We start from the raw sequence: 25,729 nt of genomic DNA, 5'->3' as shown, positions 1-25,729 counted from the left end.
CCGACATATTCGTTACTCCGAGAGAGTTCGGTGGATCGCCGATCCGGGGCGTATCCATGGATCCGTTCGCCCGTCGTCGAGACGTATCAATCGAGTTGGATCGCCAGTAGCTCGAGTTCGTCGGACGGAATCGCCTCGTCGAACGCGCGTTCGATTTCGTCCCACGTCTCGGGACGGGAGGCGTCGATTCCGAACGATTCTGCGAACGCGACGAAGTCCGGATTCGTGAGCGTCGTCCCGAAGTGCTCGCCGCGTGTCGCCCGTTGCTGGGCGGAGATCAACCCGTAATCGTCGTCGACGAACACGACAACCGTGAACGAACACTCGAGTCGGGTCGCCGTCTCGAGTTCCGCGGCGTTCATGAGGAAGCCGCCGTCGCCGGTGCCGGCGACGACGTTCGCGTCGACCGCGAAGTCGGCGGCGAGCGCTCCCGGAACCGCGATTCCCATGCTCGCCAGCCCGTTCGAAACGATGCAGGTGTTCGGTTCGTAGGTCGGGAACCCCCGGGCGATTTTCATCTTGTGCGTGCCGACGTCGGAGACGAGCACGTCCGCGTCGGCCATCGCCTCGCGCAACAACGGGATGACGTTTTCGACGGTGATCGGATCGTCGTCGGTCGGTTTCGCCGTCGCCGCCTCGAGGATGCGATCGTGGTCGTCTTCACACCACAGCGAACACGCGTCGGCGGCGACTCGATCCGCGATCGCGGCGAGCGACGCACCGGTGTCGGCGACGATCTCCACGTCGGGCGCGTAGTGACGATACACCTCCGCGGGCTCGATATCGATGTGAACGATCGACTTCTCGAGATCCGGATTCCAGCCGGCGGGGTCGTGCTCGGCGATATCGTACCCGACCGCGACCACGCAATCGGCCTGCTCGATGGCCGTCGCGGCTTCGCCGTTCGGCCCCGAATCGAGCGTCATCAGCGACGCGGCGTGCCGGTCGGAAAGCGCGCCCTTCCCCATGTACGTCGCGACGACGGGAATCCCGAGTCGATCGACGAGCGCGCGGATGCTGTCGGAGCTACGCGTTCGAACCGCTCCGTTGCCGGCGAGGACGATCGGGCGCGCTGCGGATTCGATCAGCGCCGCGGCCCGTTCGACCGAGTCGTCATCGGGGTCCGGACGCCGAACTCGTTCGCGACTCGAGATCGGCGCGGATTCGATCTCTTCGCGGGCGACGTCTTCCGGAAACTCGAGGTGGGTCGCGCCCGGTTTCTCGTACTCCGCGAGTTTGAACGCTTTGCGCACCGACTCCGGGACGGTTTCGGGATCCGCGACCTGCGTATTCCAGGTGACGATCGGCTCGAACACGTCGACCACGTCGAGGGCCTGATGACTCTCCTTGTGTAACCGCTCGCGGTCCCCCTGGCCAGTGATCGCGACGACGGGGCTCTTGTCCAGTTGCGCGTCGGCGACGCCGGTGATGAGGTTCGTCGCGCCGGGGCCGAGCGTCGACAAACAGACGCCGGCCTCGCCGGTCAACCGACCGTGAACGTCGGCCATAAACGCCGCGCCCTGCTCGTGGCGCGTCGGAACGAAATCGATCTCGGAATCTCGGAGCGAGAACAGCAGGTCCTCGATTTCTTCGCCCGGCAGACCGAACACGCGGTCGACCCCCTCGGCCTCGAGGCAGGTGACGAGCAGATCGGATGCTGTCGGCATGGTCATCGCTCCGGGCTCTCAGCGTATTAGTCTACAGCCTGCAGCGCCACGACGAACGCGAGAAAGGGCGAAGGGGGAAACGGTCGGTTACTCGTCGGCTCCCCAGCGAGCGGCGCGTCTCGGTCGGTCGGAGACCGTCTCGACCTCGAGGTCGCCGCCCGCCGACTCGAGTCCCTCGACGTAGGCCTTCGCGCTGGCTTCCGTCGAGAGGTACGGGATCTCCTCTTCGACGGCCATCTCGAGCGAATCGCGGTCGCGACTGACCACGAAGTCGACCTTCCCTTCGCGGATGGCCTGTGGAACGTCGTCGAACTCGGCGATTTCGAAGTGGTCCTCGAAGCCGTCGACCTCGAAGTCGACGACCGCGGTGCCCTCGCTGACGGCGTTGTGGGCCGCCTCCTGGGCCTTCCAGTAGGCCGTGCCGAACTCCGCCGCGGTTCCCATCACTTCGCCGGTCGATTTCATCTCCGGACCGAGACGGGGGTCCGATCCCGGCAGGCGGTCGAACGGCAGGACGACCTCCTTGATCGAGGTGTGTTCGGGGATCTGCTCTTCGACGCCCAGACTCTCTAGGGTCTCCCCGGCCATTACCTTCGCCGCGAGCTTCGCGATCGGAACGCCCGTCGCCTTCGAGACGAACGGCACGGTGCGCGAGGAACGCGGATTGGCCTCGAGCACGTACACCTCGCCGTCTTGGACGGCAAGCTGGACGTTCATCAGGCCGCGGGTCTTGAGCGCCGTCGCGATGTCTTCGGTCACCTCGCGGACGCGCTCTAGAGTGTCTTCCTCGAGCGAGCGCGGCGGGATCATACAGGCGGAGTCGCCCGAGTGGACGCCCGCGCTCTCGACGTGTTCCATGATGCCGCCGATGAGCACCGAGCGGCCGTCGGAGACGGCGTCCACGTCGAGTTCGACCGCGTCCTCTAAGAACTCGTCGACGAGGATCGGTTTGTCCGGCGCGACGCGAACCGCCTCCTCGATGTACTCCTCGAGTTCGTCGTCGTCGTAGACGACGTCCATCGCGCGGCCGCCGAGCACGTAGCTCGGGCGGACGAGGACGGGGTAGCCGATGTCGTGGGCAAGCTCGAGGGCTTCTTCCTTCGAGGTGGCCGTCCCGCCGTCGGGCTGGGCGACGCCCATCTCGTCCATCAGCGCGTTGAAGCGGTCCCGGTCCTCCGCGAGGTCCATCGCCTCGACGCTGGTTCCCATCACGTCACAATCGAGGCCGCGGCGCTCGATCTCGTCGTGGAGCGGTTCGCCGATGTTGACCGAGGTCTGGCCGCCGAACTGGATCATGACGCCGTCGGCGTCGGCCGCTTCGGCCACGTCGGCGACCTCCTCGGCCGTGATCGGCTCGAAGAAGAGGCCGTCTGAGGTGTCGTAGTCCGTCGAGACGGTTTCGGGGTTGTTGTTGACGACGTGCGCGTCGATGCCGAGCTCGCGGAGCGCGCGAACCGCGTGGACCGAACAGTAGTCGAACTCGACGCCCTGCCCGATGCGGATCGGGCCGCCGCCGACGACGATGATGCTCTCGACGTCGCGGTCGACCTCGAGTTCGCCCGCGGCGGCGTCGCCGACGAGCGGCCCCTTGTCGAACTCGGACTTGCGCGCCGAGTAGTAGTACGGCGTCTCGGCCTCGAACTCGCCGGCGCAGGTGTCGACCTGCTTGTAGGTGCGGCCGGGCACGTCGGTCTCGACGGTGTCGACCGTCGAGCCCGTCGTCGCGGCGATCGAGGTATTGGTGTGGCCCGCGATGGCGGCCTCGGTGAAGTCGCCGTCCTGTGCGGCGCGCATCGATTCGGCGATACGGGAGTAGCGTTCGGTGTACCACTCGAAGATCCCAGTGAGCTCGACGACCTCCTCGGTCGTGTAGCCGCGCTCGAAGGCCTCGAACATCGCGTACGGGCGGTCGGGCGACGGGCGCTCTAGGTAGTGATCCTCGAGTTCCTCGTCGCTTACGTCCTCCCAGTCGACGTCGGGTTCGTACTCCGAGGATCGCAGCGCCTTCAGCAGCGACTCCTCGAAGGTCCGGCCGATGGCCATCGCCTCGCCGGTCGACTTCATCGCGGTCGTCAGTTCGAAGTCGACGTCGTCGAACTTGTCCTTGGGCCAGCGCGGGACCTTGGTGACGACGTAGTCGATCGCCGGTTCGAACGCGGCGGTCGTCTCGCCGGTGATCTCGTTTTCGATCTCGTGGAGGCGCTTGCCGAGCGCGACCTTCGCGGTCACGCGGGCGATCGGGTATCCCGTCGCCTTCGAGGCGAGCGCGGAGGAGCGAGAGACGCGCGGGTTGACCTCGACGACGCGGTACTCGCCGCCGGGCGTGCCGTCGTCGTGCCAGGCGAACTGGATGTTACAGCCGCCCTGAATCCCGAGTTCGCGGATCACGTCGAGCGCGGCGGTGCGCATCTCCTGGTGACCCTCGTCGGGGACGATCTGGGAGGGCGTGACGACCGTCGACTCCCCAGTGTGGATGCCCATCGGGTCGATGTTCTCCATGTTGCAGATGATGATACACGAGTCATCGGCGTCGCGCATGACCTCGTACTCGTACTCGACCCAGCCGGAGATGGACTCGGTGATCAACACCTCGCTATTGCGGGAGAGGCGAAGCCCCTTGCGAACGCGAGCGAGGAGTTCGTCGAACTCGTGAACGACGCCCGATCCCGACCCCCCGAGCGTGTAGGTGGTTCGCGCGATAACGGGGAGGCCGCCGACCTCGTCGACGGCCGCCTGGACGCGATCTTTCAGGTCGGCCTCGGTCAGTTCGGAGACCGACTCGCCCTCGTCGAGCGAGATGGTCGTCGAGGCCGGAACCGGCTGGCCGATCTTCTCCATGCGCTGGCGGAACAGATCGCGGTCCTCCGTCGCATAGATCGTATCCAGCGGCGTCCCCATGATCTCGACGTCGTGTTCCTCGAGCACGCCCTCCTCGGCGAGTTCGGCGGTGACGTTGAGCCCGGTCTGGCCGCCGAGTCCGGCGATCACGCCGTCGGGCTTTTCCGTTTCGATGATCTCGGCGATGGCGTCGGTCGTGATCGGCTCGATGTAGACCTCGTCCGCCATCTCCGGGTCGGTCATGATCGTCGCCGGATTGGAGTTGACGAGAACGACCTCCGCGCCCTCTTCTTGCAGCGCCCGGCAGGCCTGCGCGCCCGAGTAGTCGAACTCGGCTGCCTGTCCGATCTGGATCGGGCCGCTCCCGATCAAGAGGATTTTGCGCCCGTCCCCCGTGTCGCCGTCAGTGTTCGTGCTCATTGGTCTTGTTCATCCAAAATTCGCACATCGTAATAAGCCCCACGAAACAGTACGATTCTCGAAATCGAATTTCGAATTTCGAACTCGCTCGATTTCGACCGCGCTCGAACGCACTCGAGTAACGGGCGGCGCTCACGCACGGTAAGCGAACAATGAACTGTGCGGAGGGGTGTGCGAGGTCCTCTATCACGGAGACCAACGAGAAGCGTCGCGGAACAGCGAACGGCGAAGTCATTCGAAACGGTCTGCCGTTTCGTGACTGAGTGGATCGGAGATTCGCGATGCCCGCGAACGGGATACGTTCACTTGATGACGAAAGTCGGCGGCCTCTCGAGCCACCGTGAGCCTGTGAGCGAGGGAATCGGCTGGGGAGAGTGTGGAAATCGGCTCTGTGGAAACCATCAGCGGCTAACAAATTTCGAGAGGGATCGGTAAGTACAGGAATAGAAAGATCGGTCGTCACAGAGTGTTACGTGTTCGCTTGGGCACTCAACGGTATCCACTGACGATGAGGAGGAGTCCATAGAGAACACCGAGTATGATAAACACACCACCGCTGATCCCATAGAGCTCTCCTGTGGTATACTCGAATTGACCGCCATATCTCATTATCCCCGCAGATACCAAGAGTGTCAGCCCCGACCCGGTGAGAACTGTTGCAACGTCGAACCCAAACGGGTTACCAATGTCAGTCACGTCTCATATAACGCATTGATGATAAATAGAACTGCTGCTTGTAGAACCACTGAAGCAGACAAGAAGCATCTGTAGTTGCCGTTCAGTACAGAGCGTGAATCTATCACGACTGTCTGTGCAGACGAACCGCACGTACGAGCAGGCCAACAGCCACCGCGAACCAGACGATTGCCCAGACATCATTTGGAATCGGGTCGTTGATACTGTCGGTCAGTATCGCCACAGCGTACACTACACCTAACAGTGCAACGCCGAGTTTCACACTCCGCGGTAGTCGGGCATACAGGCCCCCGCTAGAATCAATTCCATTGGTCGACATAAATTGCCGTAGGTCGTTTCGATATATGTCACTTCGGACTAACCGACTGTGCTGGTAAGCTCATATCCATAGTGTGTGTTTCACATTCAAATTCCTCTGAAGAAGAGGATTTCAACAGAGCCGGAAATCCACGTTGCCAGCGTTTGTGGTGTACTCGAGTTCGCGGCTTCGCACCATCTCTGCGATCAGACTCGAGTTCGTCCCACACCAATGCACCACGCGAACTGGCTGATGAAAACTAGCTATTCCGCGACTTGCTTTGCCACGGCTAGTGTGAGCGCGATACCGGCAACGAAGAGCAGAATGTTACCGCTCGCGAGAAGGAGGAGCGATCCGAGGACACCGACGGGGTAGACGAACCGCGCCGGATCCTGTTCGGTGCTAGACGGAGCGGCGTCACACTCACCGGATTCGGTCATTACGATTTACTTGAGGCTGCCTCGATATAATACTTTTTTCACACTTCGGGAGACATCCAGGCGGGGTTCGAACAGACGACTCGCAGATACCGCCAGCATGTAGCTCCCCGACGGAGGTACGCGACCGCACTGACACGTGCTTCGGGCGACGAGGCCCCAACAGCGCCCCTCGAACTCACAGCGCCTGGTCGTGCTCGGTCTCGAACTCTCGAGCCTGCCGATACTCCTCGACGAACGCCTCGACGTCGAACTCGAGCATCTGTCGTTCGAACTGCGAAACCGCCTGATCGTCGCCGGCGTGGCTCATCGCGTGCTCCATGAGTTCGATGACCAGTTCGACGACGATCTCGTGCAGCCGTCTCGAGTCGAACCCCGTGACCCAGACGAGCGTGTAGCCGACGCTGCCGTCGTCGGCCGCGTCGTAGGAGGCGACCTGCTCTGGGAACTCCTCCATTGTCACACCGAGCAAGTGCGGCGTGCCGAAGCTGTCGAACTCGTCTTCGGTCTCGATGGTCTCCTCGAGCACCGTGACGAACGACTCGGGGAAAAATCGCGACGGGGGATGGGCGTCCGTCACGACGGCGTGGGTCTCGCCGCAGGAACAACTGTACTCGCGCATCCCCAGGTCGATGTCGCGTGGGTCGATCTCGGTGCCGCAGGGTAGCTCGAAACTGCCGACGTCGTCACCCGGAACGCGGGGTGTAGCCATTGTGCCACGTTCGGCCGGCGCGGGGATAAGCGCGACGCCTCGAGGCGAGAGCGGTGATGAGTTTAGCTCGAGGGCGTGATCGCGCAAAATGAACAGAGACCGACCGATTTGGAATCCTTTGCGATCAATATAGGCCAAGTAATAAACACACAAGACATATATTTGAGAGTAGGTGAGAACACGAGATCATGAACGGGAACCCAGTCATCTTCCGCCTCAATCTGATAATCGCGCTTTTGATTAGTAACATCGTACTAATGATTATCTTTTTTCTCCCTCTGGAATTGCTAACTCTCGGAGTGGTTTTGCTTGCCACCCTACTTCCAGTAGCGGGTCTGATACTCCTGCTTCGTATTCGACATCGGTGAAAATTGTAAATGTATGAACAATTAAAATGGAGATATGACGTCGAAAGCCAGTTCGATTCTCATTCCTGGAATCATTTGCATGGGTATCGGATTTTCCCTTTTCAATGTCCTAGGGGCCGAATTCGGGTTGATTTACAATATGATAGGAGCCGCATTCGGGTTAGTAATCGGATTTGCGATGGGTGAGCAGTTTTACCGGCGTCACGAATTAGAGAAGCAGGTCAGCGAACTGCAGGCAGACGAGAAAGACGAGGTGTGATGTTGTCCGATGCGATCAGTTTACACCGGAGGTCTCGAGGGGAATAGAATCACTCGAGACTCTCAGGGCCAGTCGTCTCGAGACGTATCCGGCTCGATTTCCTCGGGCGTCGTCTCCGACCCCATCGTCCAGTCAGCGGCCTCGGCGGCGTCCTCGATGTCGAGGTACTCCCAGCCGAGCTCGTCGGCGCGGGCTTCGTCGTCGTCGGTCGTTCCGATGAAGACGTACCGATCGGTGTCGAACTGGTCTTTGACGCCCTCGAGGCTCTCGTCAACGCCACGCGGGCCGGAGAAGAAGTCCTGGCGCACGCGATTTTTCCGCGTGAAGTTCGTCACGACGTAGGTCGGTTTCTCGGAGACGACGCCGATGTAGGTGGTCCAACTCCGGGCGTCCTCGAAGACGGATTCGGGGGAGGCGACTTCCTTCAACGCCTCGAGTTCGAACGCCAGAGTCATGTCGCTATCGCCGTTCATGCAGGGACCCAGGGGTGCGCGAGCCAAAACGGCTTCGATACCAACATAGAAATCACTCGAACAGCGACGGACTGGGGGCGGATAGTCCGCCGGAAGACGGCCTGAAACGCCCGTTGTGCACGCGCTCGGCAGGTCAACAAATACTTACCCGCAGGTCCGCTAGTGGACAAACAATGAGTCAGGAGGGCGAGCAGGAGCAATCCGACCGGAAGAAGTACGAATTCCGGAAGGTTATCGAGGATCTCAAGGACTACGAGGGGTCGGGAACGCAACTCGTGACCATCTACGTTCCCGACGATCGCCAGATCAGTGACGTCGTCGCACACGTCACCCAGGAACACTCCGAAGCGGCAAACATCAAGTCGAAGCAGACCCGCACCAACGTACAGGACGCGTTGACATCGATCAAAGACCGGCTTCGGTACTACGATACGTACCCGCCGGAGAACGGGCTCGTCATGTTCTCGGGGGCCGTCGACGCCGGCGGCGGCCAGACGGAGATGGTCACGAACGTCCTCGAGAGCCCGCCCCAGCCCGTCGAATCCTTCCGGTATCACTGCGATTCGGACTTTCTCACCGAGCCGTTAGAGCACATGCTGGCGGACAACGGCCTCTACGGGCTGATCGTCCTCGACCGGCGCGAAGCGAACGTCGGCTGGCTGCGTGGTAAGCGCATCGAGCCGGTCAAGTCTGCCTCCTCGCTGGTGCCCGGCAAGCAGCGAAAGGGTGGCCAGTCCGCACAGCGGTTCGCCCGACTGCGCCTCGAGGCCATCGACAACTTCTATCAGGAAGTCGCGGGAATGGGCAACGATCTGTTCGTCCCGAAGCGCCACGAACTCGACGGGATTCTCGTCGGCGGCCCCTCGCCGACGAAAGACGAGTTCCTCGACGGCGATTACCTCCACCACGAGATTCAGGACAACGTCATCGGCAAGTTCGACGTCTCCTATACCGACGAATCCGGTCTGAAGGAACTCGTCGACAACGCCGAGGAGGCGCTGGCCGACGCGGAGGTCATGAAGGAAAAACAGGAGATGGAGGAGTTTTTCGAGGAACTCCACGCGGGCGAGCGGGCGACCTACGGCTTCGAGCAGACCCGCGACAACCTCATCATGGGCTCGGTCGAGACGCTGCTGATCAGCGAGGACTTGCGCTCCGACGTCGTCGTCTTCGACTGTCCGGAGTGTTCGAACACCGACTACGAAGTGATCGATCGGCGTAATTCCACGCCGGATCACGAGTGTTCTGAGTGTGGAACCGCGATCGAGGCCGACGACGCCGACCGCGAGGACGCGATCGACCACCTCATCGAGATCGCCGAACAGCGCGGGACCGAGACGAAGTTCATCTCGACGGACTTCGAGAAGGGCGAACAGCTGTACAACGCCTTCGGCGGCTTTGCGGGCATCTTGCGGTACAGTACCGGCGTCTAAGCGTCGACGCGACTGCCTGATCGGGAACTTTTTACTCGTCGCTCGTCGTCGAATAGGTGAGGATGGGGCATTCGAGTACCGGAGACGACGTTTTACAGACCGTCGCCAAGCGTTCGCCGCTGCTCGAGCACCTCGACGACGGGCCGGCGACAAAACGCGAGTTGATCGCGGTCCTCGATTGCTCCCGATCGACGATCGATCGTGCCATCAGGGAACTCGAGGCGCTCGATTGTATACGACGCTGTGAGGACGGGTTTCGGCTGACCGTCGCCGGTCGACTCGCGCTCACGGCACATCGCCGGAGTCGGCAGACGTTCGAGTCGATCTCGAGGACGAGCGATCTGCTCCGCGAGTTGCCCACGGAGACCCCCATCTCAACGGACCTGATCCGCGATGCCACCCTGCTCGAAGTCCCGGCACACGCGCCGAACGAACCGTTCGAGGAGATCATCGAGCTGATCGACCGCGCAGAGCGACTTCGCGCCATCGCCGCGGCCGACAGAACGCCGGCGTTCCGACGGCAGTTTCGCGAGCGCGCAATCGACGACGCCTTCGACGTCGAACTCGTCGTCACCGAGGCGCTGGCACGAGTGACGCTGACGGATCACGCCGATCTGTTGGGAGACGGCGCGCTCGAGGGGGAGATCGACGTCTACACGGTGCCGACGGTCCCCTACGAGCTCTCGATCGTCGAGACGCCGACCGAGTCGGTCGTCTACGTCGTCCCGTTCGACGACGACCTGACCTACCGGGGCGTGATCCGGAACGATTCGACGGCGGCGCTCGAGTGGGCTCACGACGCCTTCCGTCGGTACAGAGCGACCGCGAGGCCGATTTCCGCGTTCGACCAGCGCGCGACGGACTGAGCCGGTCACAGCGTTCCGCGCAGGTGGACGGCATCGTCCGTGACCTTCTCGATGCTCCCCGAATCGAGCGGGTGTGCGTCGTCGGTGACCGACCCCCAGCCGAGTTTGGCTTTGATCGTCTGGAGGAGGGTCGGGTCGAGTACGACGTAGCCGCGACCGTTTTCGACGTGGGAGAGACGCCCGACTACGGTCCCGTCGGCGTTCAATACCCGCTTGCCGGTGTCCCACGGTTCGAGTGTCTCCCGCATAGTGTGTCCGGTGTCGCGTGATTCGGGCGCGAGCGCTCACAGCCGCCCTCGAGCGCGCGTGATCCAGCCGAGGTGGCTGCCGTTCGTCGTCTGAGCGAGGGTCTGGCGTTCGTCGATTCGTCCGAGGGGCGCGCCTTCGTCCGCTAGATCGTGAACGGTCGCACGAGGACGGCGACGATCCAGAAGGGCGACCGCGACGATCTCGAGGGACGGCCGAATCTCGAGTCGGGAAACGGCAAGCGACGACGAACGATCGGCCTGACCACGCCGAATCGCCGATCGGCGGCCCAGACGCGTGTTCACTGCCGGCTATCCGCCTCCGACAACGGATTCGAGTCGGATAAACGGGCGAAACCGTTGTCGAAGCTCACGATCCATTACTTCCCACAACACGCCCGAACGGGCGCTATATCGCCTCTGTATCCGGTCTCGAGACCTGATCGTCGGTCGCGAGCGCCGGTCGACGCGATCGATCCGATCCGGAGTAATACCCTCGCTATTCGAATCCACCGATCGTTTCACGCGAGAAACGGCGGACTTTCGCGAGTAACAGAACGGTTCGTTCGGGTAACGATCTACTTGCGGTGATAACGAAACGGTTATGATCGCTCTCGCGTAGTGGTATTCGTCATCAGATGGCCGCGTCTTCGATCGAGACCGTCGTCGACGACCCGCGAGTCACCGCCCAGTTCTGTCGTTCGATTCGTCACCAAGCCGGCGAAGTCGTGCTCCTCGGCGCCGTCCACGACCACCCGGCGAGCGTCGGCCGCGTGCGAACGGTCATAGAGCGGGTCGAACCCGACACGCTCGCCCTCGAGTTGCCCGCGGCCGCGATCCCGCTGTATCGCGCGTACGCCCGAGACGAACGATCTCCGCCCCGGTTCGGCGGCGAGATGAGCGCGGCAATCGACGCCGTCTCGAGCGCCGAGGTCGTCGGTATCGACGCCCCGAACTGGCCGTTCGTCCGCCGGCTCGTCGCCCGGCTCGTCGCCGACCGCGTCTCGCCGTCGACCGCCAGACGCGTTCTCTCGAGTCTCGGGAACGCGACCAGAGACGCGCTGACCAGCCGAGTCGCCGCGACCGTCACCGATGCGACGTCACTGACCGTCGCCGCCGACGAGCCGGTGTCGTACTCCTGTACGCGCGCGGACGATCCGGAGACGCAAGCGGCTCACGAGCGGGCACACGTCGCCGGCGTCCGGGCGCTGCTCGGCGGGACGCAAGACGAGGCCGAGCGTCCGACCGCGTATCGCGACGACGCGCGCGAACGATGCATGGTCGAGCAATTGCGGGCGCGACAGACGGACGGCTCGGTCGTCGCCGTCGTCGGTGCGGACCACCTCGACGCGCTCGAGGCCGGGCTGTCCGACTCGCTTAGCGGTGGATCGAGGAGACGCAGTTCCAGCAGTAACTGAACGTCTGATCCGACTCGTTGCGAGCCCCGCAGTGGGGACACTGGATCGTTTCGCCGTCGAACTCGAGGGTCGCCTCGAGTTCCGCGGGGTCGTCGAACTCCTGGCGCGGCGCGTAGTGGTCGTGTGGCGACTGGGGCGAGGTCCGCGGTCGGCCGCGGTCGGGTTCGGAAAACGACGGAGACGACGACGGGTCGTCGTCCGCGCGACGGACGTACAGGTAGTACAACAGCAGGTGAAGCAGGGCGAACAGGACCACGTAGCCGACGAGCCACCCCCAGGGGTCCATGTGTGAACATAACGCACTCCACACACTTGGCTATTCCCCGCGTTCAGCCGTCCGGAGAGTCAGTTTCGGGGAACCGTTCAGTTTGGCGGCTCGAGGTCGCGCTGGAACTCGTCGAACACCTCGAGATTGTCGTCGAGATCGTACTCGAGGTGTCGCTGCTCCTGTCGGTTGACGCCCGCGTCTTCGATCGGTATGGCGACGGACTCCCAGCCGGGTTTGATCTTCACGCTCTTGGCCGGCATGCCGACGGCGATGTGATGGGCCGGGATGTCGTGTTGGACGATGCCGCGCGCGCCGACGATGGCGTTCTCCCCGACCTTGTTGCCCGCACGGACCATCGAGTCGTACGTGAGCCGAACGTCGTCCTCGATGATCGTGTGGAAGTTTCGAACTGAGGTCTGATCGACGACGTCGTGGTCGTGGCTGTAGACGTGGACGCCGTCGGAAACGGAGACGCGATCGCCGATGGTGAGTTTCCCCCGGTCGTCCAAGTGAGCGTCGTCGTGGACGACCGTGTTGTCGCCGATCGTGATGTTGTGGCCGTAGGTAAAGGAGATCCCCTTGAAGAATCGGCAGTTCTCGCCGCACTCCTCGAAGAGGTGGTCGGCGAGCATCCGCCGGAATCGGAGCGCGAACTCGACGTTGTCCGCGATCGGAAGGCTGTCGAACTGCCGCCAGAGCCACTGGAGGTGTTTGGACCTGCGGAACTTCTCCTCGTCTTTCTCGGCGTAATACTCGCTCTCGAGGGTCGTATGACACGGGTCGTAGCTCTGCAATCGGACGCGCTCTGCCGTCGACACCGAGCCGCCGGCCTGCCAGCGGTCGTAGGCCTCTCGATCCCCGGAGAGATCGATCAGCACGTCTTCGACGACGCTGCACGTGTCTTCGTCGCTCGAGAGCCGTTCGTCGACCTCCGCTACGAACTCCCGCATTCCCGCCTCTGCCTCCTCGGGAAGCGAGACGTGCCGCTTTGTCATAGAATCGAATACTGTCGCGGAGGTCATAGGGGTTCGGTTGTCCGATCGGCTTGCCGGACGACTGACAATACGGCCGATTATAGGCCGCTCGGGGACATACTGGACAGAGCAGGGATTGAAGTGGTACTCAGGAAAACAAAAACGAGGAGACACGAGCGATAGCGAACGCAAACACGACGCCGACGAGTAGAACAGTCCCGACCACCAAGACGAACCCAATGAGCCCCGCGAAGACGATGACGATCACTTCCATCGACTCGAGCACTGGGCCGTCACTGATCAGGCTGAGAACGATTGTGGACACTAGCGTCACGAAGACGATAAACGCGAGAAGCGGCCCCACACGACGCCGGAGGATTTTATTCATATGCGTGTTCTTTACGCAGCCATACTGTAAGCAGTTCGGTCTCGAAATCGAGAGCAGTCCTGGTAGGGGGAACCGCGGTGAAATTCCCACCGGGTAGGGACGTTCCGTACACCCTAAGTCCCCTCGCTCCGAACGTGTGCGTATGCGATACAGCGAACTCGGCGACTCCGGCCTCGAGGTCAGCGAGGTCGGTTTCGGCGCGTGGACCGTCGGCACCGACTGGTGGGGCGACCGCTCCGAGGAGGACGCGATCGAGATGCTCCGGTACGCCGTCGACCGGGGCGTCACCTACGTCGATACGGGCGACGTCTACGGCCACGGCCGCAGCGAGGAGATCGTGGGACGAGCGCTGTCCGACGTCCGAGACGAGGTCACGATCGCGACCAAGGTCGGCTACGACTTCTACAACAATCCCCAGGCCGGCCACGGCGAGATTCCGAAGCAGATGAACCCCGAGTACCTCCGGGATGCCGTCGAGAAGAGCCTCGAGCGCCTCGAGATGGACTCGATCGATCTGCTCCAGCTCCACAACGCGGACGTCTCCGAGATCACGCCGGACGTGCTCGAGTTGCTCGACGAACTCGAGGAGGAAGGCAAGATCGACGCGACGGGGCTCGCGCTCGGCCCCTCGATCGGCTGGCTCGCGGAGGGCGACTTCGCCATCGAAAGGGAGTTCGACTCGGTGCAACTCGTCTGGAACGTACTCGAACAGGAGGTCGGCGACCACTTCCTCGAGACGATCGAGCGAACCGGCTCCTCGACGAGTCTCATCCCGCGGGTCCCCCACTCCTCGGGCATCCTCAACGAGCAGGTCACCCCCGAGACGGAACTCGGCGAGGGCGACCACCGCGGCTTCCGCCCCGACGCCTGGTACGAGACCGGCTGGGAGAAACTCGAGAAGCTGCGGTTCTTAGAGCGTGCGGGTGGCGGCGCTGGGGACGGCTCGAGCGAGCGAACGATGGGACAGGCCGCCATCGCCTGGTTGCTCTCCCACGATCCGGTCGCGTCCGTGACGCCGACGTTCCGCACGAAAGCCGATATCGACGAGTGGGCGGCGGCCAGCGACGTGCCGAGACTCACCGACGAGGAGATGGCCCGCGTCGAGGAACTGTACGAGAACGACTTCGGTATCGACCGCGACGACGGGATGGACTCGCTTCGAACCTCCGTCGACGGCGCTGACATCGAGTCGGCCGGGCTCGATAAGCTCGCAGCTGACTAATCGACCACCCTGCGGGCCGACTAGCCGACCGAGACGGCTTACGGTTCTGAATCGATTCTCGTCTTCTCGAGCCACTGCTTCCACGTCACCGAACCCACGGTCCGCTCTGGACACGTCGCCTCGCCGGCCCGGAAGCCGCGGGCAATGGCGCCCGGAACCGGGACGGGAACGATCGGACGCCACGCGGATCGACTGTCGCGATAGGCTCGAGCGAGTTCGCCGACGGTCCAGACCTCGGGACCGCCGACAGGTGGTACCCATCCAGCCGGTTCGAGCGTCGTGCGGTCGACGATCGCCGCGGCTGCCTCGCCGGTTTCGATCGGCTGCGTCCGGAAATCGGTCGGGAGCGGCCAGATCGGCGCCCACGAGAGTCCGTCGAGTAATCCGAAAACGAACTCGTGAAACTGCGTGACACGGACGATCGTCGCGGGAACGGGAGACCGTTCGACGATCCGTTCGGCGGCTCGCTTGTGCTCGTAGTACGAGTATGGAATCTCGTCGACGCCGACGATAGAGACGTACACGAAGTTCGAAACGCCGGCGGTGTCGGCCGCCTCGAGGAGCCGCTCGGTCCCGCGAACGTCGACCGCTTCGCTGTCTCCCTGCGGGGCGGACGCGGCGTGAACGACGACATCGATATCCGTGACGGCCTCCGACAGGCCCGTTCCGTTTTTCAGATCGAGTGTAACCCACTCGGCGTTATCACCAGTTCCCGACGGCGGCGATCGACTCGTCGCTCGAACGTCGTGACCTGCACGGTGCAACCGAGGCCGCAACTCCCGCCCGAGCGAGCCCGTCGCGCCGGTGAGGAGCGTCCGAACTGATTCGGTCATCCTGAGTGGAAGATTGGCGGCAAACAAGAAAGCAGTACTCCTCGCCGTCGCTCCAGTTACCAGCGCCGTCGCGCGTGATCAGGGAGTTTATACTCGATCGCTCGAGGGTGGGAGTATATGCCACTCGAGGGGTGGATAGATCGATGGGCGTGATCAAACGACTCGAACGGATCGGCGCGGTTACGAGCACGTACTTCGTCGTCTGGATTCTCCTCGGCTCGGCGCTCGCGTTGTACTCTCCATCGACGTTTACGCCCCTGGGCGACTACATTTCGGTATTTCTGGGCGTCATCATGCTCGGGATGGGGCTCACGCTTACGCCCACGGATTTCCGTCGAATCGTCGAGCGCCCTCGAGACGTTTTCATTGGTGCGGCCGCACAGTGGGTATTCATGCCGGTATTTGCCTATCTGCTCGTCGCCTTTCTCGGCCTTCCGAGAGACATCGGCGTGGGGCTGGTTCTGCTCGGCGCCGCACCGGGCGGAACGGCCTCGAACGTGATGACGTACCTCGGCCGCGGCGACGTTGCGCTCTCGGTGACGATCACGTCGGTGACGACGCTCGCCGCACCGCTGGTCATGCCGGCCTGGATCGTTCTGCTCGCGGGTGAGGAGATCACCGTCACCTTCGGCGCGATGGCCGAGGAAATCGTACTGATCGTCCTGATTCCGGTCGTCGCGGGGCTCCTCCTGCGAATCATCCTCGATCGGTACGCACCGGCGGTCGCAAACGCCGGACTCTCCATTTTTCCCGCGGTCAGCGTGCTCACGATCGTCCTCATCGTCGCGGCGATCGTCGGGCTCAACGTCGAGGAGATCCTCACCGCGAGCGCCACCGTCTTCCTCGCGGTGATCGTTCACAATGCTCTCGGACTCGGAGCCGGCTACGGTACCGGTTATCTGACCGGCATGAGCACGGACCGAACACGTGCCTGTGCGTTCGAGGTCGGCCTCCAGAACAGCGGTCTCGCCGTCGCGCTCGCGGCGGCGTTTTTCGACCCGGTCGCCGCGCTGATCCCGGCGCTGTTTAGCGTCTGGCACAATATTTCCGGACCGGCGCTCGCGACCGCGTTCGCGCGGCGAACCGATCAGGCGGTCGCGGACGCCGATTCGGCATCGACCGCAGACTGATCGGGAGCGGTCGCGTCGCCACTATCCAGCCCTATTTCTATCACCACAAACTGGGTGGAACGACTATTTCACACCGAAATCCCCTTAATCACACTTATTGTCTTTCAGGGTACGCTTTTCACGCCGGCCGTTGTGTGAGTCTATATCATGGAAAACGTCACGTACGTCCAGAAAGCCTGCGCCTACATCACTCGCGACACGGGCGAGTTGCTGGTGTTCGAGGGGCCGGGTCACGACGGACTCCAGATTCCGAAAGGGACCCTCGAGCCCGGCGAAACGCCTCGAGAGGCACTGTTCAGGGAGGTCGTTGAGGAGAGCGGCCTCGGGGCACTCAGCGCGACCCGCCACCTCTCGACCGACGTCTGGACGCGACGACGGTCGCCGCCGAAGCGGTACGTGCGCCACTTCTTTCACTCGAGCGTTCACGAACCGCGCGATAGATGGACGCACACGGTGACTGACGGCGGCGGGGAACATGGCTCCGAGTTCGAGTTTCGCTGGATCGATCCGCACGCTGCCCGCGAGTTCGCACTCGACCTCGACGAATACGTGCATCTTCTCCCCTCGGCGGATTCCGCCGTCGAGAACGCAGGTGACATCGTTTCGGCGTCGGATTGACGGCGGTTTCGAGACGGCCGGAAAACAGGCGGCTCGAGTGCGACGGAATCGTTCGCGAATGCGCCAAGATCTTCTCGAGGCCGACGTGACTTGGTAGAGACTGCGACGGGGGCTGTTCTCGAGCGCGGTGTAACCGGTAGTGACTGTGCCCCGCTCCACAGAGACTGCGCCGCTACTTCGAGAGCGCGCGCTCGACGGCCTCGGCGACGTTCCGCGCCTTCTCCGCGAGCGCCGTCGAAACGAGTCCGTCCTCGACAGCGGCCTCGAGTTCGGCTCCATCCACGATTTCGACGTCCCCCTCGGGCGAACGAATCACGTCGATATAGAGGTCGACGTACCGGGCCGCCCCGGGAAAGAGCTCGACCGGGGTACAGACGTTGACGTAGGTTCCCTTCGTCGAACCGTCGTCAGCCTTGTACGTCGTCGGGTACCACCAGCGGCCCTCGCGGAACTTCGTCACGGCCGTATCGCCGTCCTCCTTGGGGGTTCCGAGCGCGTCGTAGCTGCCGCCTGCGCTCATCGAGCGCTCGAGCGTGAGTTTACCCTCAGGGTCCCACTCGGTGACGGTGCCGGAGCCGAGCGAGAACAGCCTCCCGTCGGGTTTCCCGTGGCCGATCTCGAGCCGATCGCCCGAAACGGGACCGAACTGTTCGGCGACGGCGGCGAAAGGGAACCCGGCGTCCGCACCCGACTCGGACGCGTCGCCCGCATCGAACGCGGCCGCGGGAGTGGCACAGACGGCCTCCGCGAAGTCGACCGCCGAACTCGCCGCCCTGTCGGCGGCCTTGGTCCGGTGATGGCCCGGCATCGTCGTCTCGACGGCGCGACGGGCCTCGTCGAGTGCGAACCGAGAGCGCCGACCGAACCACAGCCAGACCGTCGACCGCGGCGCGACCAGCTGCGACGGCTCGCCCGGTTCGTCGGGTGCGTCGGCCAGTTCGTCCTCGAGCGCCGTGGCGCGGTCGACGACCCGCTGGAGCGCCTCGCCCAGCGCCTCGAGGTCCGCGTCCGCGGCGGCGTGGTGCCAGCGGAGCCCCCACCCCTCTGGAACGTCCGTCGAGAGCAGGTCCGTCATACCGACGAGTTCGTTCGCGCGCTCGCCCGAAAGCGCGGCCGAAATTCCGTTCCGATCTCGGGAGAGGGTACAGAGTCCGCCGCGAATCTGGCGAGTCGAGACGACCCGCGGGCGGTCGTCGGTCCACGGCGGGGCCGAGTCGCGAACCTGCAGGCGGTACTGATCGCCGGAGTCGACGTAGCCGTCCGCGTCGTCGTAGTTGAGATAGCCCCGACGCCCGTCGCCGAGATCGACGACCGCGCCGCTGCCGCCCGCAGCCTCGAGAACCTCGGCGTCGAAGACGGCACCCTCGGGTGTCTCGCTCTCCCACCGAAAGGTGTCGATCGCGAGGGCCTCGAGTTCGTCGGCGACCGCCTCGACGGCCGCCGGCGGACCCGAGATCCCGACGCCCTGTCTGTCACGGGTCGTCTCGAGGGCGACCGCTGCGGGGGCGACCGCGAACTCGTCGTCGAAGCGCTCGCGGATCGGCTCGGAGGCCTGGACGACGTCGAACCCGGCCTCGGTGAGCAGGCGGGTGAGCGCCGTCGTGTAGATGCCCCGAACGCGAACCGACGTCATCGGTCGCCCTCCGGTCGTGACCGCTGGGCGGCCGCGGAACCGTCCCCGATCATCGCAGCGTGTCGCGATCCGGTGCGAATCTGACCCGGCCGTCGATCGTCGGGCCGAGCGTCAACTCGACGTAGTCGTCCTCGAGGACCCGCCCGTCCTCGACGTAGACGCCCCAGCTATCGAAGCGGAGCCAGCCGCGCATCTCGTCTGCGTGGGTCATCAGATCCAGATAGTCGACGGCGTGTTCGGGGTACGTCTCGCTCGAGTGGGCCATGTCCATATCGGAGTAGACCGTCTCGTGTGCCTCGAAGAAGGACTCGAGCGCCTCGGCGTCGGCCTCGACGGCGTCGACGACGGCCGCGGACGCCTCGCGGAGGTCCGCGGTCTCGAGGCCGACGTCTCGAAGCGCGCGCTGGGTTCGTTGGTCGAAGTGCATACGCATCCGTTCGGCGGGCAGGCCTTTGTGGATTCCGTGTTCAGACGGCGAAAACGTCTTTCCGGGCGGCCGTAATGCGATAGGTATGGCACGGCGACGCGATCTGATCGAACGGTCCGCGGAAGACTCGAGGGACTTACAGGAGATATCGACCTGGGAACCGCGAACGGTGCTCGACAGGGTCGCCTGCAGGGTTTACGACGGTATCAGCTACGGGTTGCCCGCTATCCTCCTGCTGACCGCGGTGATCATCACGGCCGCGATTTTGCTGTCCCCGGCTATCGTCGTCGCCGAGGAACCGCTCGTGAGCGTCTTCTTCCTGCTCTCGGTTGTCCCCGCCGCGCTGCTCGCGGCGTACGTCTGGTACGCCGATATCACGACCAAAGAGCCGCTCGGACTTCTCGTCGCGACCTACGTCCTCATAATCCTGCTCGCGCCTGTCGCCGCGATCGTCAACTCCGGCGCTGGGCTGTTCATCAGTGAGGCGACGCTCCTCGGTAGTTTCCTGTTTTTCTTCCTGGTCGTCGGCCCCGTCGAGGAGACGATCAAGATGGTCGCCGTGCGCGTCTACGCCTATCGAAGCGACAGCTTCGACGCGGTAATCGACGGCGCGGTCTACGGCGCGATCGCGGGCCTCGGATTCGCCTCCATCGAAAACGCCATCTACATCGGCGGCTACCTCGCCGACCTCGAGGCCGGCACCGGACTCCTCGTCGGCGCAAGCGAGATCGCGACGACCAGAGCGCTCGCGGGTCCCGGCCACGTCATCTACTCGACGATCGCCGGCTTCTACCTCGGGCTGGCGAAGTTCAACCCGCGCAACGCCGGCCCCCTCGTCGTCAAGGGGATCCTCATCGCCGCCATCATCCACGGTACGTACAACTTCAGCGTGCAGTTCGTCCCCGGACTGGGGACGGCATTGCTCCCGATCGGTCCCGGCGTCGCGTTCGTGGGCTTCATTATCGTCTTCAACGCCGTCTTCGGCTACTACCTCTATCGAAAAATCGACCGCTACCGCCGGACCTACCGCGAAGTTCGAGACGACGCGGGGAATCGGGATCTGACGCCCGAGAAGACGGAGTTCGAGCCGAGCCAGCGGTAGGCGGCTCTCTCGAGTCGGCTCCGCGACGGGGCGGCGTCGGCTCGCGAGAACGTTCACCAGTTACTCCTCGCACGCCACACTCCTCGCGCGCCGCTCCCCTCAAAGCGGATTCTCGAGCGCCGTTTCGATCGGCTCGTCGCCCGAGAGCACCTCGAAGGTACGGTCGTACGTGCTCTCCATTGGGATCGCGGTCACGAGCACGCACGCGACATCTTCGCGCGAAATGTCGCCGTCTTTCCGCTCGAGATCCGCGGCCGTCCGAACGCGACCCGTCCCCTCCTCGGTGGTGAGTTCGCCGGGGCGAACGATGGTGTACGTGAGGTCGCTCTCCCGAAGCCGCTCGTCCGCCTCGGCTTTCGCGTTCAGATAGTCGCGAAGCGCCTCGGGGGCCATAGACGGCGTGTCCGCACCGAGGGAACTGAGCATGACGAACCGGTCGACGCCCCGGCGCTCGGCGGCTTCGACGAGGCGTATCGCCCCGTCGCGGTCGACGTCCCAGACGGCGTCACCCCCCGAGCCGGCGGCGAACACGATGGCGTCACAGCCCTCCACGGCGTGGCCGACCTCCTCCGTCAGGTCCGCGACCACGGGTTCGGCCCCGAGCGATTCGATGTCCTCGACTTGGGACTCGCTTCTGACCATGCCCCGCGCGTCGTGGGCACTGTCGGCCACGATGCTCGTGACGTGCTGTCCGACCTGTCCGTGAGCGCCCGCAACGAGAACTCGCATGGGTCTCGTTTCGGTCCCGGCGTCGGAATAGCTTTCTGCCGGCGAACGGGATCGGTCGGGTCGGAGGGCGGTCAGTTCCGGTGGAGAACGGTTACTCGAGGTGCGATTCCACCAACCGTTCGACGTACTTCGCGAGCACGTCGACCTCGAGGTGGACCGGGTCGCCGGGCGATTTCTCGGAGAGGGCGGTCTCGTCGTAGGTGGTCGGGATGATCGCAACCGTCACGTTCCCGTCGCTGGCGAGATCCGCGACCGTGAGGCTGATACCGTCGAGGGTGATCGACCCCTTCTCGACGACGTAGCGGTCGTACCCCTCGGGGAGCGCGAACTCGAAGTACCAGTCCTCGCCGACGGATTCGATCGACTCGACCGTCGCGACGGCGTCGACGTGGCCCTGGACCACGTGGCCGTCGAACCGGCCGTCGGCGGGCATCGCGCGCTCGAGATTGACGAGGTCGCCCTCACCGAGGTCGCCGAGGTAGGTCCGCTCGACCGTCTCGCTGGCGAGAAAGACCTCGAACCACGAGCGCTCTTCGAACCGTTCGACCGTGAGACAGGCCCCGCTGACGCTGATGCTCTGGCCGTGCTCGAGGCCCGCGGCGACCGCCTCGGCACCGATTCGGTATCGGAGGCCGTCGTCGGTCTGCTCGCGCGCGAGTATCTCCCCGGTCTCCTCGACGATTCCCGTGAACATGTCCTGACTAGAGATAGGCGGGTCGCGAGCCAAAGCCGTTCCGGGTCGGTAGACGTCGGCGTCTTTTTGAGGCTGTCGGCCATACCCCGATCCAATGGCCGGCATCATCGACACGATCAAATTCGCGGGCATTCTCGTCTTCGCGATCCCCGCCGCCCTCGCCGGGCTCGAGTTCGTGTTCGTCCGCGACGAACCGCTCATCGGCGGCGCGTTGCTCGTCCTCGCGGTCGGGCTCGTCCTCTTCGATCGGCTGCTCACGATGCCGTCCGACGTACCCACGATGGTCGCCAAACGCGTCGCCGGGTCGGTCGCGAGCGAACCCGACTCCGACGCCGACGAGTCGACAGAGAGGGAGTGAGCTGATTCTCCCGAACTGGTTCTCGAACACTAGTTCTCGGACGGGCGACAAGGACGATCACTGCGAACGGCCGCCACGAATGATAACCGCGAACGAAACCGCGGACGCCCACCGTGAAAGACCGTCAGATCACGTGATCGGGTTACGATAGTTCGGCAAGTATCTCGGCCTCGAACGTCTCGAGCGCCCGCTCTCGATCCTCGTTGGCGAGATTGACGATGACGTGGTCGACGCCCATATCCCGTAGACCCCGAAAGTACTCGCGGAACCACTCGGATCCGGCCCGCATTCCCTGATGAATCGGCGTCGGATCGGCGTTGGGATCGTCGGCGAACTCGACGCCCATCGCCATGCAGAACGGCTTCTCGCCCGCGAGGTCGCGCCAGTCCGAGAGGAAACTCTCGAGGGTCGGCTCCGGCAGGTGATAGAACAACCAGCCGTCGCCGCGGTCGGCGATCCACTCGAGGTCCTGCCGGGCGTGGCCCGTCGGCAGCAGGGGAAGCGTCTCTGTCGTCGGCTTCGGAACGATCTCGAGATCGCCCGCGAGCCGACCCCACCGGGTCTCGAGTTCGGGCGCGTCCTCGCGCCAGACCGCGCGGAGCACCTCTATCGCGTCCCGAAAGAGCGCGCCTCGATCCTCGGGATCGACGCCGAAGGCGGGGAACTCGGGGTCCCTGTCGCCGGTCGCCACGCCGAGGACGAGCCGGCCCGAAGAGAGCCGATCGATGCTCGCCGCGGCCTTGGCGACGTGGAGGGGGTGGCGAAGCGAGAGGACGATACTCGCCGTGCCGAGCGCGATCTCGTCGGTGACGGCGGCGACCTGCGAGAGCCACGTCCACGGGTCGAACGTCTGGCCCGCGTCGCCGAATTTCGGCCAGTAGGTCGGCACGTCTCGACACCAGAGCGCGTCGAATCCGAGCGACTCGGCGCGCTCGGCGAGTCGCAACTCCTCGTCGACGTCCGGCCTCGAGCGATTCGATCCCGTAAGCGGAAATCCAGTCCCGAACGTGAGTCCGTCGCCCCCGAACAGTCGCCGGTAGCCCGCGTTCTCGTATTCAGGCATTCGGATAGTCAATAGCGCTCAGCTTCGTAAATAACTGCTCGAGGGCGACCAGATCGGAACCTATCCGCTCGGGGAACGACAGCGAAAGAAAGGAAAACCGCAAAACCGCGAGCCGAACGGCGGAAACTCCGCAGGCCCGATACCCGTCGAGTCCGATCAGTCGTCGGCGGGCGCTGCGCCGCTTCCTTCGGCCTGATCTCGCGTCCAGGAGAGCTTGCCGCCGGCGGCGAGAATGTCGCGTTCGCGCTGGGAGGCGTCGAGCGTCGCCGTGATCTCGTAGTCGTCGTTGACGCGGACGGTGAACTCCTCCTGTCCGCTCGAGACGGCCTCGTAGACGTCGTCGACGACTTCGATCTCGTCGCCCTGATCGATGTTCTCGTAGGTGTCCTCGTCGATCGTCAGCGGGACGATACCGAAGTTAAAGAGGTTCGCGCGGTGGATCCGGGCGAAGCTCTGTGCGAGGACGCCCTCGATGCCGAGGTACATCGGACAGAGTGCCGCGTGTTCGCGCGAGGAGCCCTGTCCGTAGTTCTCGCCAGCGACGAGGAAGCCGCCGTCGGCCTCGAGCGCGCGCTCGGCGAACGTGTCGTCGACCCGCGAGAGGGTGAACTCGGAGAGTTTCGGCACGTTCGACCGGTACATCAGGATGTCCTGAGTCGCAGGGATGATGTGGTCGGTCGTGATGTTGTCTTCCATCTTCAGGAGCGCCTCACCGGAGACGTCCGAGCCGAGCTGGTCTCGGATCGGGACGTCGCCGATGTTCGGTCCTTTGATGAGTTCGTCGTCGACCGCCTCGTCGGGCGCGATGAGGTCGGTCTTGGAGCCGTCGTACTCGTCGGGGAGTTCGACGCCCGGTGCCTCGAGGTCGTCGAGTTCGTCCTCGAGATCCCGCGGGTCGACGATTTCGCCGGCGATCGACGCGGCGGCGGCGACCTCGGGCGAGCAGAGGAAGACGTTGTCGTCCTCGATGCCCGAGCGGCCCTCGAAGTTACGGTTGAAGGTTCGCATGGAGACCGAATCGGAGGCCGGCACGTGGCCGATCCCGATACAGGCACCGCAGGTCGCCTCGGAGAAGTTGACGCCGGCCGCCATCATCTCGGCGACCCAGCCGTCTCGGGCGAGCATCTCGGAGGCCTGCTTGGAACCGGGCGCGACGATCGTCTCGGTTTCCATCGCGACCTCGCGACCTTCGAGCATCTTGGCGACGGGGAGGATGTCCTCGTAGCCGCCGTTGGTACAGGAGCCGACGATGACCTGCTCGACGTCCTGTCCGGCGACCTCGCTGACGGGAACGACCTTGTCGGGCATCGATGGCTGGGCGACCAGCGGCTCGAGGTCCGAGAGGTCGACGACGATCTCGTCGTCGTACTCCGCGTCGTCGTCGGGCTGCAATTCGACGTACTCGTCTCCGCGACCGAGCCGTTCGAGGTAGTCCTCGGTCTGGTGGTCGGTCGGGAAGATCGACGTCGTCGCACCGAGTTCCGTCCCCATGTTGGTGATCGTCATCCGCTCGGGTGCGGTGAGCGTCTCGACGCCGGGGCCGGTGTACTCGAGAATCTTGCCGACGCCGCCTTTGACGGTGAGCCGTCGGAGCATCTCGAGGATGACGTCCTTCGCGGTCGCCCACTCTGGAAGCTCGCCCTCGAGGCGAACGTTGACGACTTCGGGCATCTCGACGTAGTAGGGCGCGCCGCCCATCGCGACGGTGATGTCGATACCGCCGGCGCCGATCGCGAGTTCACCGAGTCCGCCGGGGGTCGGGGTGTGGCTGTCCGAGCCGAGCAGCGTCTTGCCGGGCGCGGCGAAGTTCTCGCGGTGGACGTTGTGACAGATACCGTTTCCGGGCCGGGAGAAGTGGGCACCGAAGGTGCCGGCCGCAGAGCGCAGGAAGCGGTGGTCGTCCGTGTTCTTGAAGTCGAACTGGTAGGTCTGGTGGTCGCAGTACTGGGCAGCGATCTCGGTCTGGACCTCGTCCAGTCCCATCGCTTCGAACTGGAGCCAAACCATCGTCCCAGTTGTATCCTGTGTCAGAACCTGATCGATCTCGATGCCGATCTCCTCGCCAGTTTCGAGTTCGCCCTCGACGAGGTGATCCTCGAGAATCTTTTCGGTAAGAGTCTGTCCCATAGCGTCCGGATCTCGGCTTTCCGTCCTGATAAA

General features: G+C 63.9%; 27 protein-coding genes. 9 read left to right on the top strand and 18 right to left on the bottom strand.

Annotation, left to right across the window (positions count from 1 at the left end; genetic code table 11):
* Window positions 1-86 precede the first annotated feature (86 nt).
* The 5 genes from BM348_RS03860 to BM348_RS03840 all read right to left on the bottom strand — a co-directional run bounded on the left by BM348_RS03860 (window position 87) and on the right by BM348_RS03840 (window position 7,068).
* Window positions 87-1,667, bottom strand: coding sequence for an acetolactate synthase large subunit (locus BM348_RS03860; protein ID WP_092903593.1), 1,581 nt, complete (start codon window positions 1,665-1,667; stop codon window positions 87-89).
* A gap of 87 nt (window positions 1,668-1,754) precedes the next feature.
* The gene (gene carB / locus BM348_RS03855) at window positions 1,755-4,925 is read right to left on the bottom strand and encodes a carbamoyl-phosphate synthase large subunit (protein ID WP_092902186.1); all 3,171 of its coding nucleotides are present in this window, start codon (window positions 4,923-4,925) and stop codon (window positions 1,755-1,757) included.
* Between the two features lie 489 nt (window positions 4,926-5,414).
* Window positions 5,415-5,621, bottom strand: coding sequence for a hypothetical protein (locus BM348_RS03850; protein WP_092902184.1), 207 nt, complete (start codon window positions 5,619-5,621; stop codon window positions 5,415-5,417).
* Window positions 5,622-6,182: 561 nt separating this feature from the next.
* A complete protein-coding gene (locus BM348_RS21100) occupies window positions 6,183-6,359 on the bottom strand; it encodes a hypothetical protein (protein WP_175507093.1) in 177 nt (58 codons plus the stop codon).
* 175 nt (window positions 6,360-6,534) lie between these two features.
* Window positions 6,535-7,068 carry a DUF5815 family protein gene (locus tag BM348_RS03840; RefSeq protein ID WP_092902180.1) on the bottom strand — a complete coding sequence of 178 codons (534 nt, stop codon included), beginning with the start codon at window positions 7,066-7,068 and terminating at the stop codon, window positions 6,535-6,537.
* 402 nt (window positions 7,069-7,470) lie between these two features.
* Between BM348_RS03840 and BM348_RS03830 the strand changes: the two genes are divergently transcribed.
* The gene (locus tag BM348_RS03830; protein ID WP_092902176.1) at window positions 7,471-7,695 is read left to right on the top strand and encodes a hypothetical protein; all 225 of its coding nucleotides are present in this window, start codon (window positions 7,471-7,473) and stop codon (window positions 7,693-7,695) included.
* Window positions 7,696-7,757: 62 nt separating this feature from the next.
* On the opposite strand, the gene BM348_RS03825 is transcribed toward BM348_RS03830, so the two are convergent.
* Window positions 7,758-8,168 (bottom strand): DUF7124 domain-containing protein, encoded by a 411-nt coding sequence (locus tag BM348_RS03825; RefSeq protein ID WP_092902174.1) that lies wholly within the window; start codon window positions 8,166-8,168, stop codon window positions 7,758-7,760.
* A gap of 173 nt (window positions 8,169-8,341) precedes the next feature.
* Between BM348_RS03825 and prf1 the strand changes: the two genes are divergently transcribed.
* Together prf1 and BM348_RS21095 are read left to right on the top strand one after the other, a co-directional pair.
* Window positions 8,342-9,601 carry a peptide chain release factor aRF-1 gene (gene prf1 / locus BM348_RS03820; protein WP_092902172.1) on the top strand — a complete coding sequence of 420 codons (1,260 nt, stop codon included), beginning with the start codon at window positions 8,342-8,344 and terminating at the stop codon, window positions 9,599-9,601.
* Between the two features lie 62 nt (window positions 9,602-9,663).
* Window positions 9,664-10,467 (top strand): helix-turn-helix transcriptional regulator, encoded by an 804-nt coding sequence (locus BM348_RS21095; RefSeq protein ID WP_092902170.1) that lies wholly within the window; start codon window positions 9,664-9,666, stop codon window positions 10,465-10,467.
* Window positions 10,468-10,472: 5 nt separating this feature from the next.
* Here the strand turns inward: BM348_RS21095 and BM348_RS03810 are convergent, their stop codons facing one another.
* Together BM348_RS03810 and BM348_RS20530 are read right to left on the bottom strand one after the other, a co-directional pair.
* The gene (locus BM348_RS03810) at window positions 10,473-10,715 is read right to left on the bottom strand and encodes a hypothetical protein (protein WP_092902168.1); all 243 of its coding nucleotides are present in this window, start codon (window positions 10,713-10,715) and stop codon (window positions 10,473-10,475) included.
* Window positions 10,716-10,751: 36 nt separating this feature from the next.
* Complete coding sequence (locus BM348_RS20530; protein ID WP_139231134.1) at window positions 10,752-11,018, bottom strand: hypothetical protein; 267 nt, start codon at window positions 11,016-11,018, stop codon at window positions 10,752-10,754.
* A gap of 332 nt (window positions 11,019-11,350) precedes the next feature.
* Between BM348_RS20530 and BM348_RS03800 the strand changes: the two genes are divergently transcribed.
* A complete protein-coding gene (locus BM348_RS03800; RefSeq protein WP_092902164.1) occupies window positions 11,351-12,130 on the top strand; it encodes a hypothetical protein in 780 nt (259 codons plus the stop codon).
* Here BM348_RS03800 and BM348_RS03795 read toward each other — a convergent pair.
* The 3 genes from BM348_RS03795 to BM348_RS03785 form a co-directional block, all read right to left on the bottom strand.
* Window positions 12,090-12,416 carry a DUF7577 domain-containing protein gene (locus tag BM348_RS03795; RefSeq protein WP_092902162.1) on the bottom strand — a complete coding sequence of 109 codons (327 nt, stop codon included), beginning with the start codon at window positions 12,414-12,416 and terminating at the stop codon, window positions 12,090-12,092. The genes BM348_RS03800 and BM348_RS03795 overlap by 41 nt on opposite strands.
* 77 nt (window positions 12,417-12,493) lie before the next feature.
* A complete protein-coding gene (locus BM348_RS03790) occupies window positions 12,494-13,393 on the bottom strand; it encodes an acyltransferase (protein ID WP_092902160.1) in 900 nt (299 codons plus the stop codon).
* Window positions 13,394-13,520: 127 nt separating this feature from the next.
* The gene (locus BM348_RS03785) at window positions 13,521-13,760 is read right to left on the bottom strand and encodes a hypothetical protein (RefSeq protein ID WP_092902158.1); all 240 of its coding nucleotides are present in this window, start codon (window positions 13,758-13,760) and stop codon (window positions 13,521-13,523) included.
* A 142-nt stretch (window positions 13,761-13,902) separates the two neighbouring features.
* Between BM348_RS03785 and BM348_RS03780 the strand changes: the two genes are divergently transcribed.
* Window positions 13,903-14,982, top strand: a complete 1,080-nt coding sequence (locus BM348_RS03780) for an aldo/keto reductase (RefSeq protein WP_092902156.1) — start codon at window positions 13,903-13,905, stop codon at window positions 14,980-14,982.
* Between the two features lie 38 nt (window positions 14,983-15,020).
* Here the strand turns inward: BM348_RS03780 and BM348_RS03775 are convergent, their stop codons facing one another.
* On the bottom strand, window positions 15,021-15,815 hold the full coding sequence (locus BM348_RS03775) for an SDR family oxidoreductase (RefSeq protein ID WP_092902154.1): 795 nt from the start codon (window positions 15,813-15,815) through the stop codon (window positions 15,021-15,023).
* A gap of 143 nt (window positions 15,816-15,958) precedes the next feature.
* Between BM348_RS03775 and BM348_RS03770 the strand changes: the two genes are divergently transcribed.
* Both BM348_RS03770 and BM348_RS03765 read left to right on the top strand, forming a co-directional pair.
* The gene (locus BM348_RS03770; RefSeq protein WP_092902152.1) at window positions 15,959-16,945 is read left to right on the top strand and encodes a bile acid:sodium symporter family protein; all 987 of its coding nucleotides are present in this window, start codon (window positions 15,959-15,961) and stop codon (window positions 16,943-16,945) included.
* Window positions 16,946-17,092: 147 nt separating this feature from the next.
* On the top strand, window positions 17,093-17,563 hold the full coding sequence (locus BM348_RS03765; protein WP_092902150.1) for an NUDIX hydrolase: 471 nt from the start codon (window positions 17,093-17,095) through the stop codon (window positions 17,561-17,563).
* A gap of 172 nt (window positions 17,564-17,735) precedes the next feature.
* Here BM348_RS03765 and BM348_RS03760 read toward each other — a convergent pair whose 3' ends face one another.
* Window positions 17,736-19,196 carry a DUF402 domain-containing protein gene (locus BM348_RS03760; protein WP_092902148.1) on the bottom strand — a complete coding sequence of 487 codons (1,461 nt, stop codon included), beginning with the start codon at window positions 19,194-19,196 and terminating at the stop codon, window positions 17,736-17,738.
* A gap of 49 nt (window positions 19,197-19,245) precedes the next feature.
* Window positions 19,246-19,623 (bottom strand): DUF7532 family protein, encoded by a 378-nt coding sequence (locus BM348_RS03755; RefSeq protein ID WP_092902146.1) that lies wholly within the window; start codon window positions 19,621-19,623, stop codon window positions 19,246-19,248.
* Window positions 19,624-19,708: 85 nt separating this feature from the next.
* Between BM348_RS03755 and BM348_RS03750 the strand changes: the two genes are divergently transcribed.
* Window positions 19,709-20,725: a PrsW family intramembrane metalloprotease gene (locus BM348_RS03750; RefSeq protein WP_092902144.1), complete on the top strand. Its 1,017-nt coding sequence runs from the start codon at window positions 19,709-19,711 to the stop codon at window positions 20,723-20,725.
* A 99-nt stretch (window positions 20,726-20,824) separates the two neighbouring features.
* On the opposite strand, the gene BM348_RS03745 is transcribed toward BM348_RS03750, so the two are convergent.
* Together BM348_RS03745 and BM348_RS03740 are read right to left on the bottom strand one after the other, a co-directional pair.
* Window positions 20,825-21,454, bottom strand: coding sequence for an SDR family oxidoreductase (locus tag BM348_RS03745; RefSeq protein WP_092902141.1), 630 nt, complete (start codon window positions 21,452-21,454; stop codon window positions 20,825-20,827).
* A 91-nt stretch (window positions 21,455-21,545) separates the two neighbouring features.
* Complete coding sequence (locus tag BM348_RS03740) at window positions 21,546-22,148, bottom strand: riboflavin synthase (RefSeq protein WP_092902138.1); 603 nt, start codon at window positions 22,146-22,148, stop codon at window positions 21,546-21,548.
* Between the two features lie 94 nt (window positions 22,149-22,242).
* Between BM348_RS03740 and BM348_RS03735 the strand changes: the two genes are divergently transcribed.
* Window positions 22,243-22,506 (top strand): DUF7533 family protein, encoded by a 264-nt coding sequence (locus BM348_RS03735; protein ID WP_092902135.1) that lies wholly within the window; start codon window positions 22,243-22,245, stop codon window positions 22,504-22,506.
* A 142-nt stretch (window positions 22,507-22,648) separates the two neighbouring features.
* Here the strand turns inward: BM348_RS03735 and BM348_RS03730 are convergent, their stop codons facing one another.
* Window positions 22,649-23,569 (bottom strand): LLM class oxidoreductase, encoded by a 921-nt coding sequence (locus tag BM348_RS03730; RefSeq protein WP_092902132.1) that lies wholly within the window; start codon window positions 23,567-23,569, stop codon window positions 22,649-22,651.
* Between the two features lie 156 nt (window positions 23,570-23,725).
* Window positions 23,726-25,696: an aconitate hydratase gene (locus BM348_RS03725; protein ID WP_092902129.1), complete on the bottom strand. Its 1,971-nt coding sequence runs from the start codon at window positions 25,694-25,696 to the stop codon at window positions 23,726-23,728.
* Between the last annotated feature and the right edge of the window lie 33 nt (window positions 25,697-25,729).

Origin of the sequence: Halostagnicola kamekurae, from assembly GCF_900116205.1 — an archaeon.
GTDB classification, from domain to species: domain Archaea; phylum Halobacteriota; class Halobacteria; order Halobacteriales; family Natrialbaceae; genus Halostagnicola; species Halostagnicola kamekurae.
This window is presented reverse-complemented; position numbering and strand designations above follow the sequence as displayed.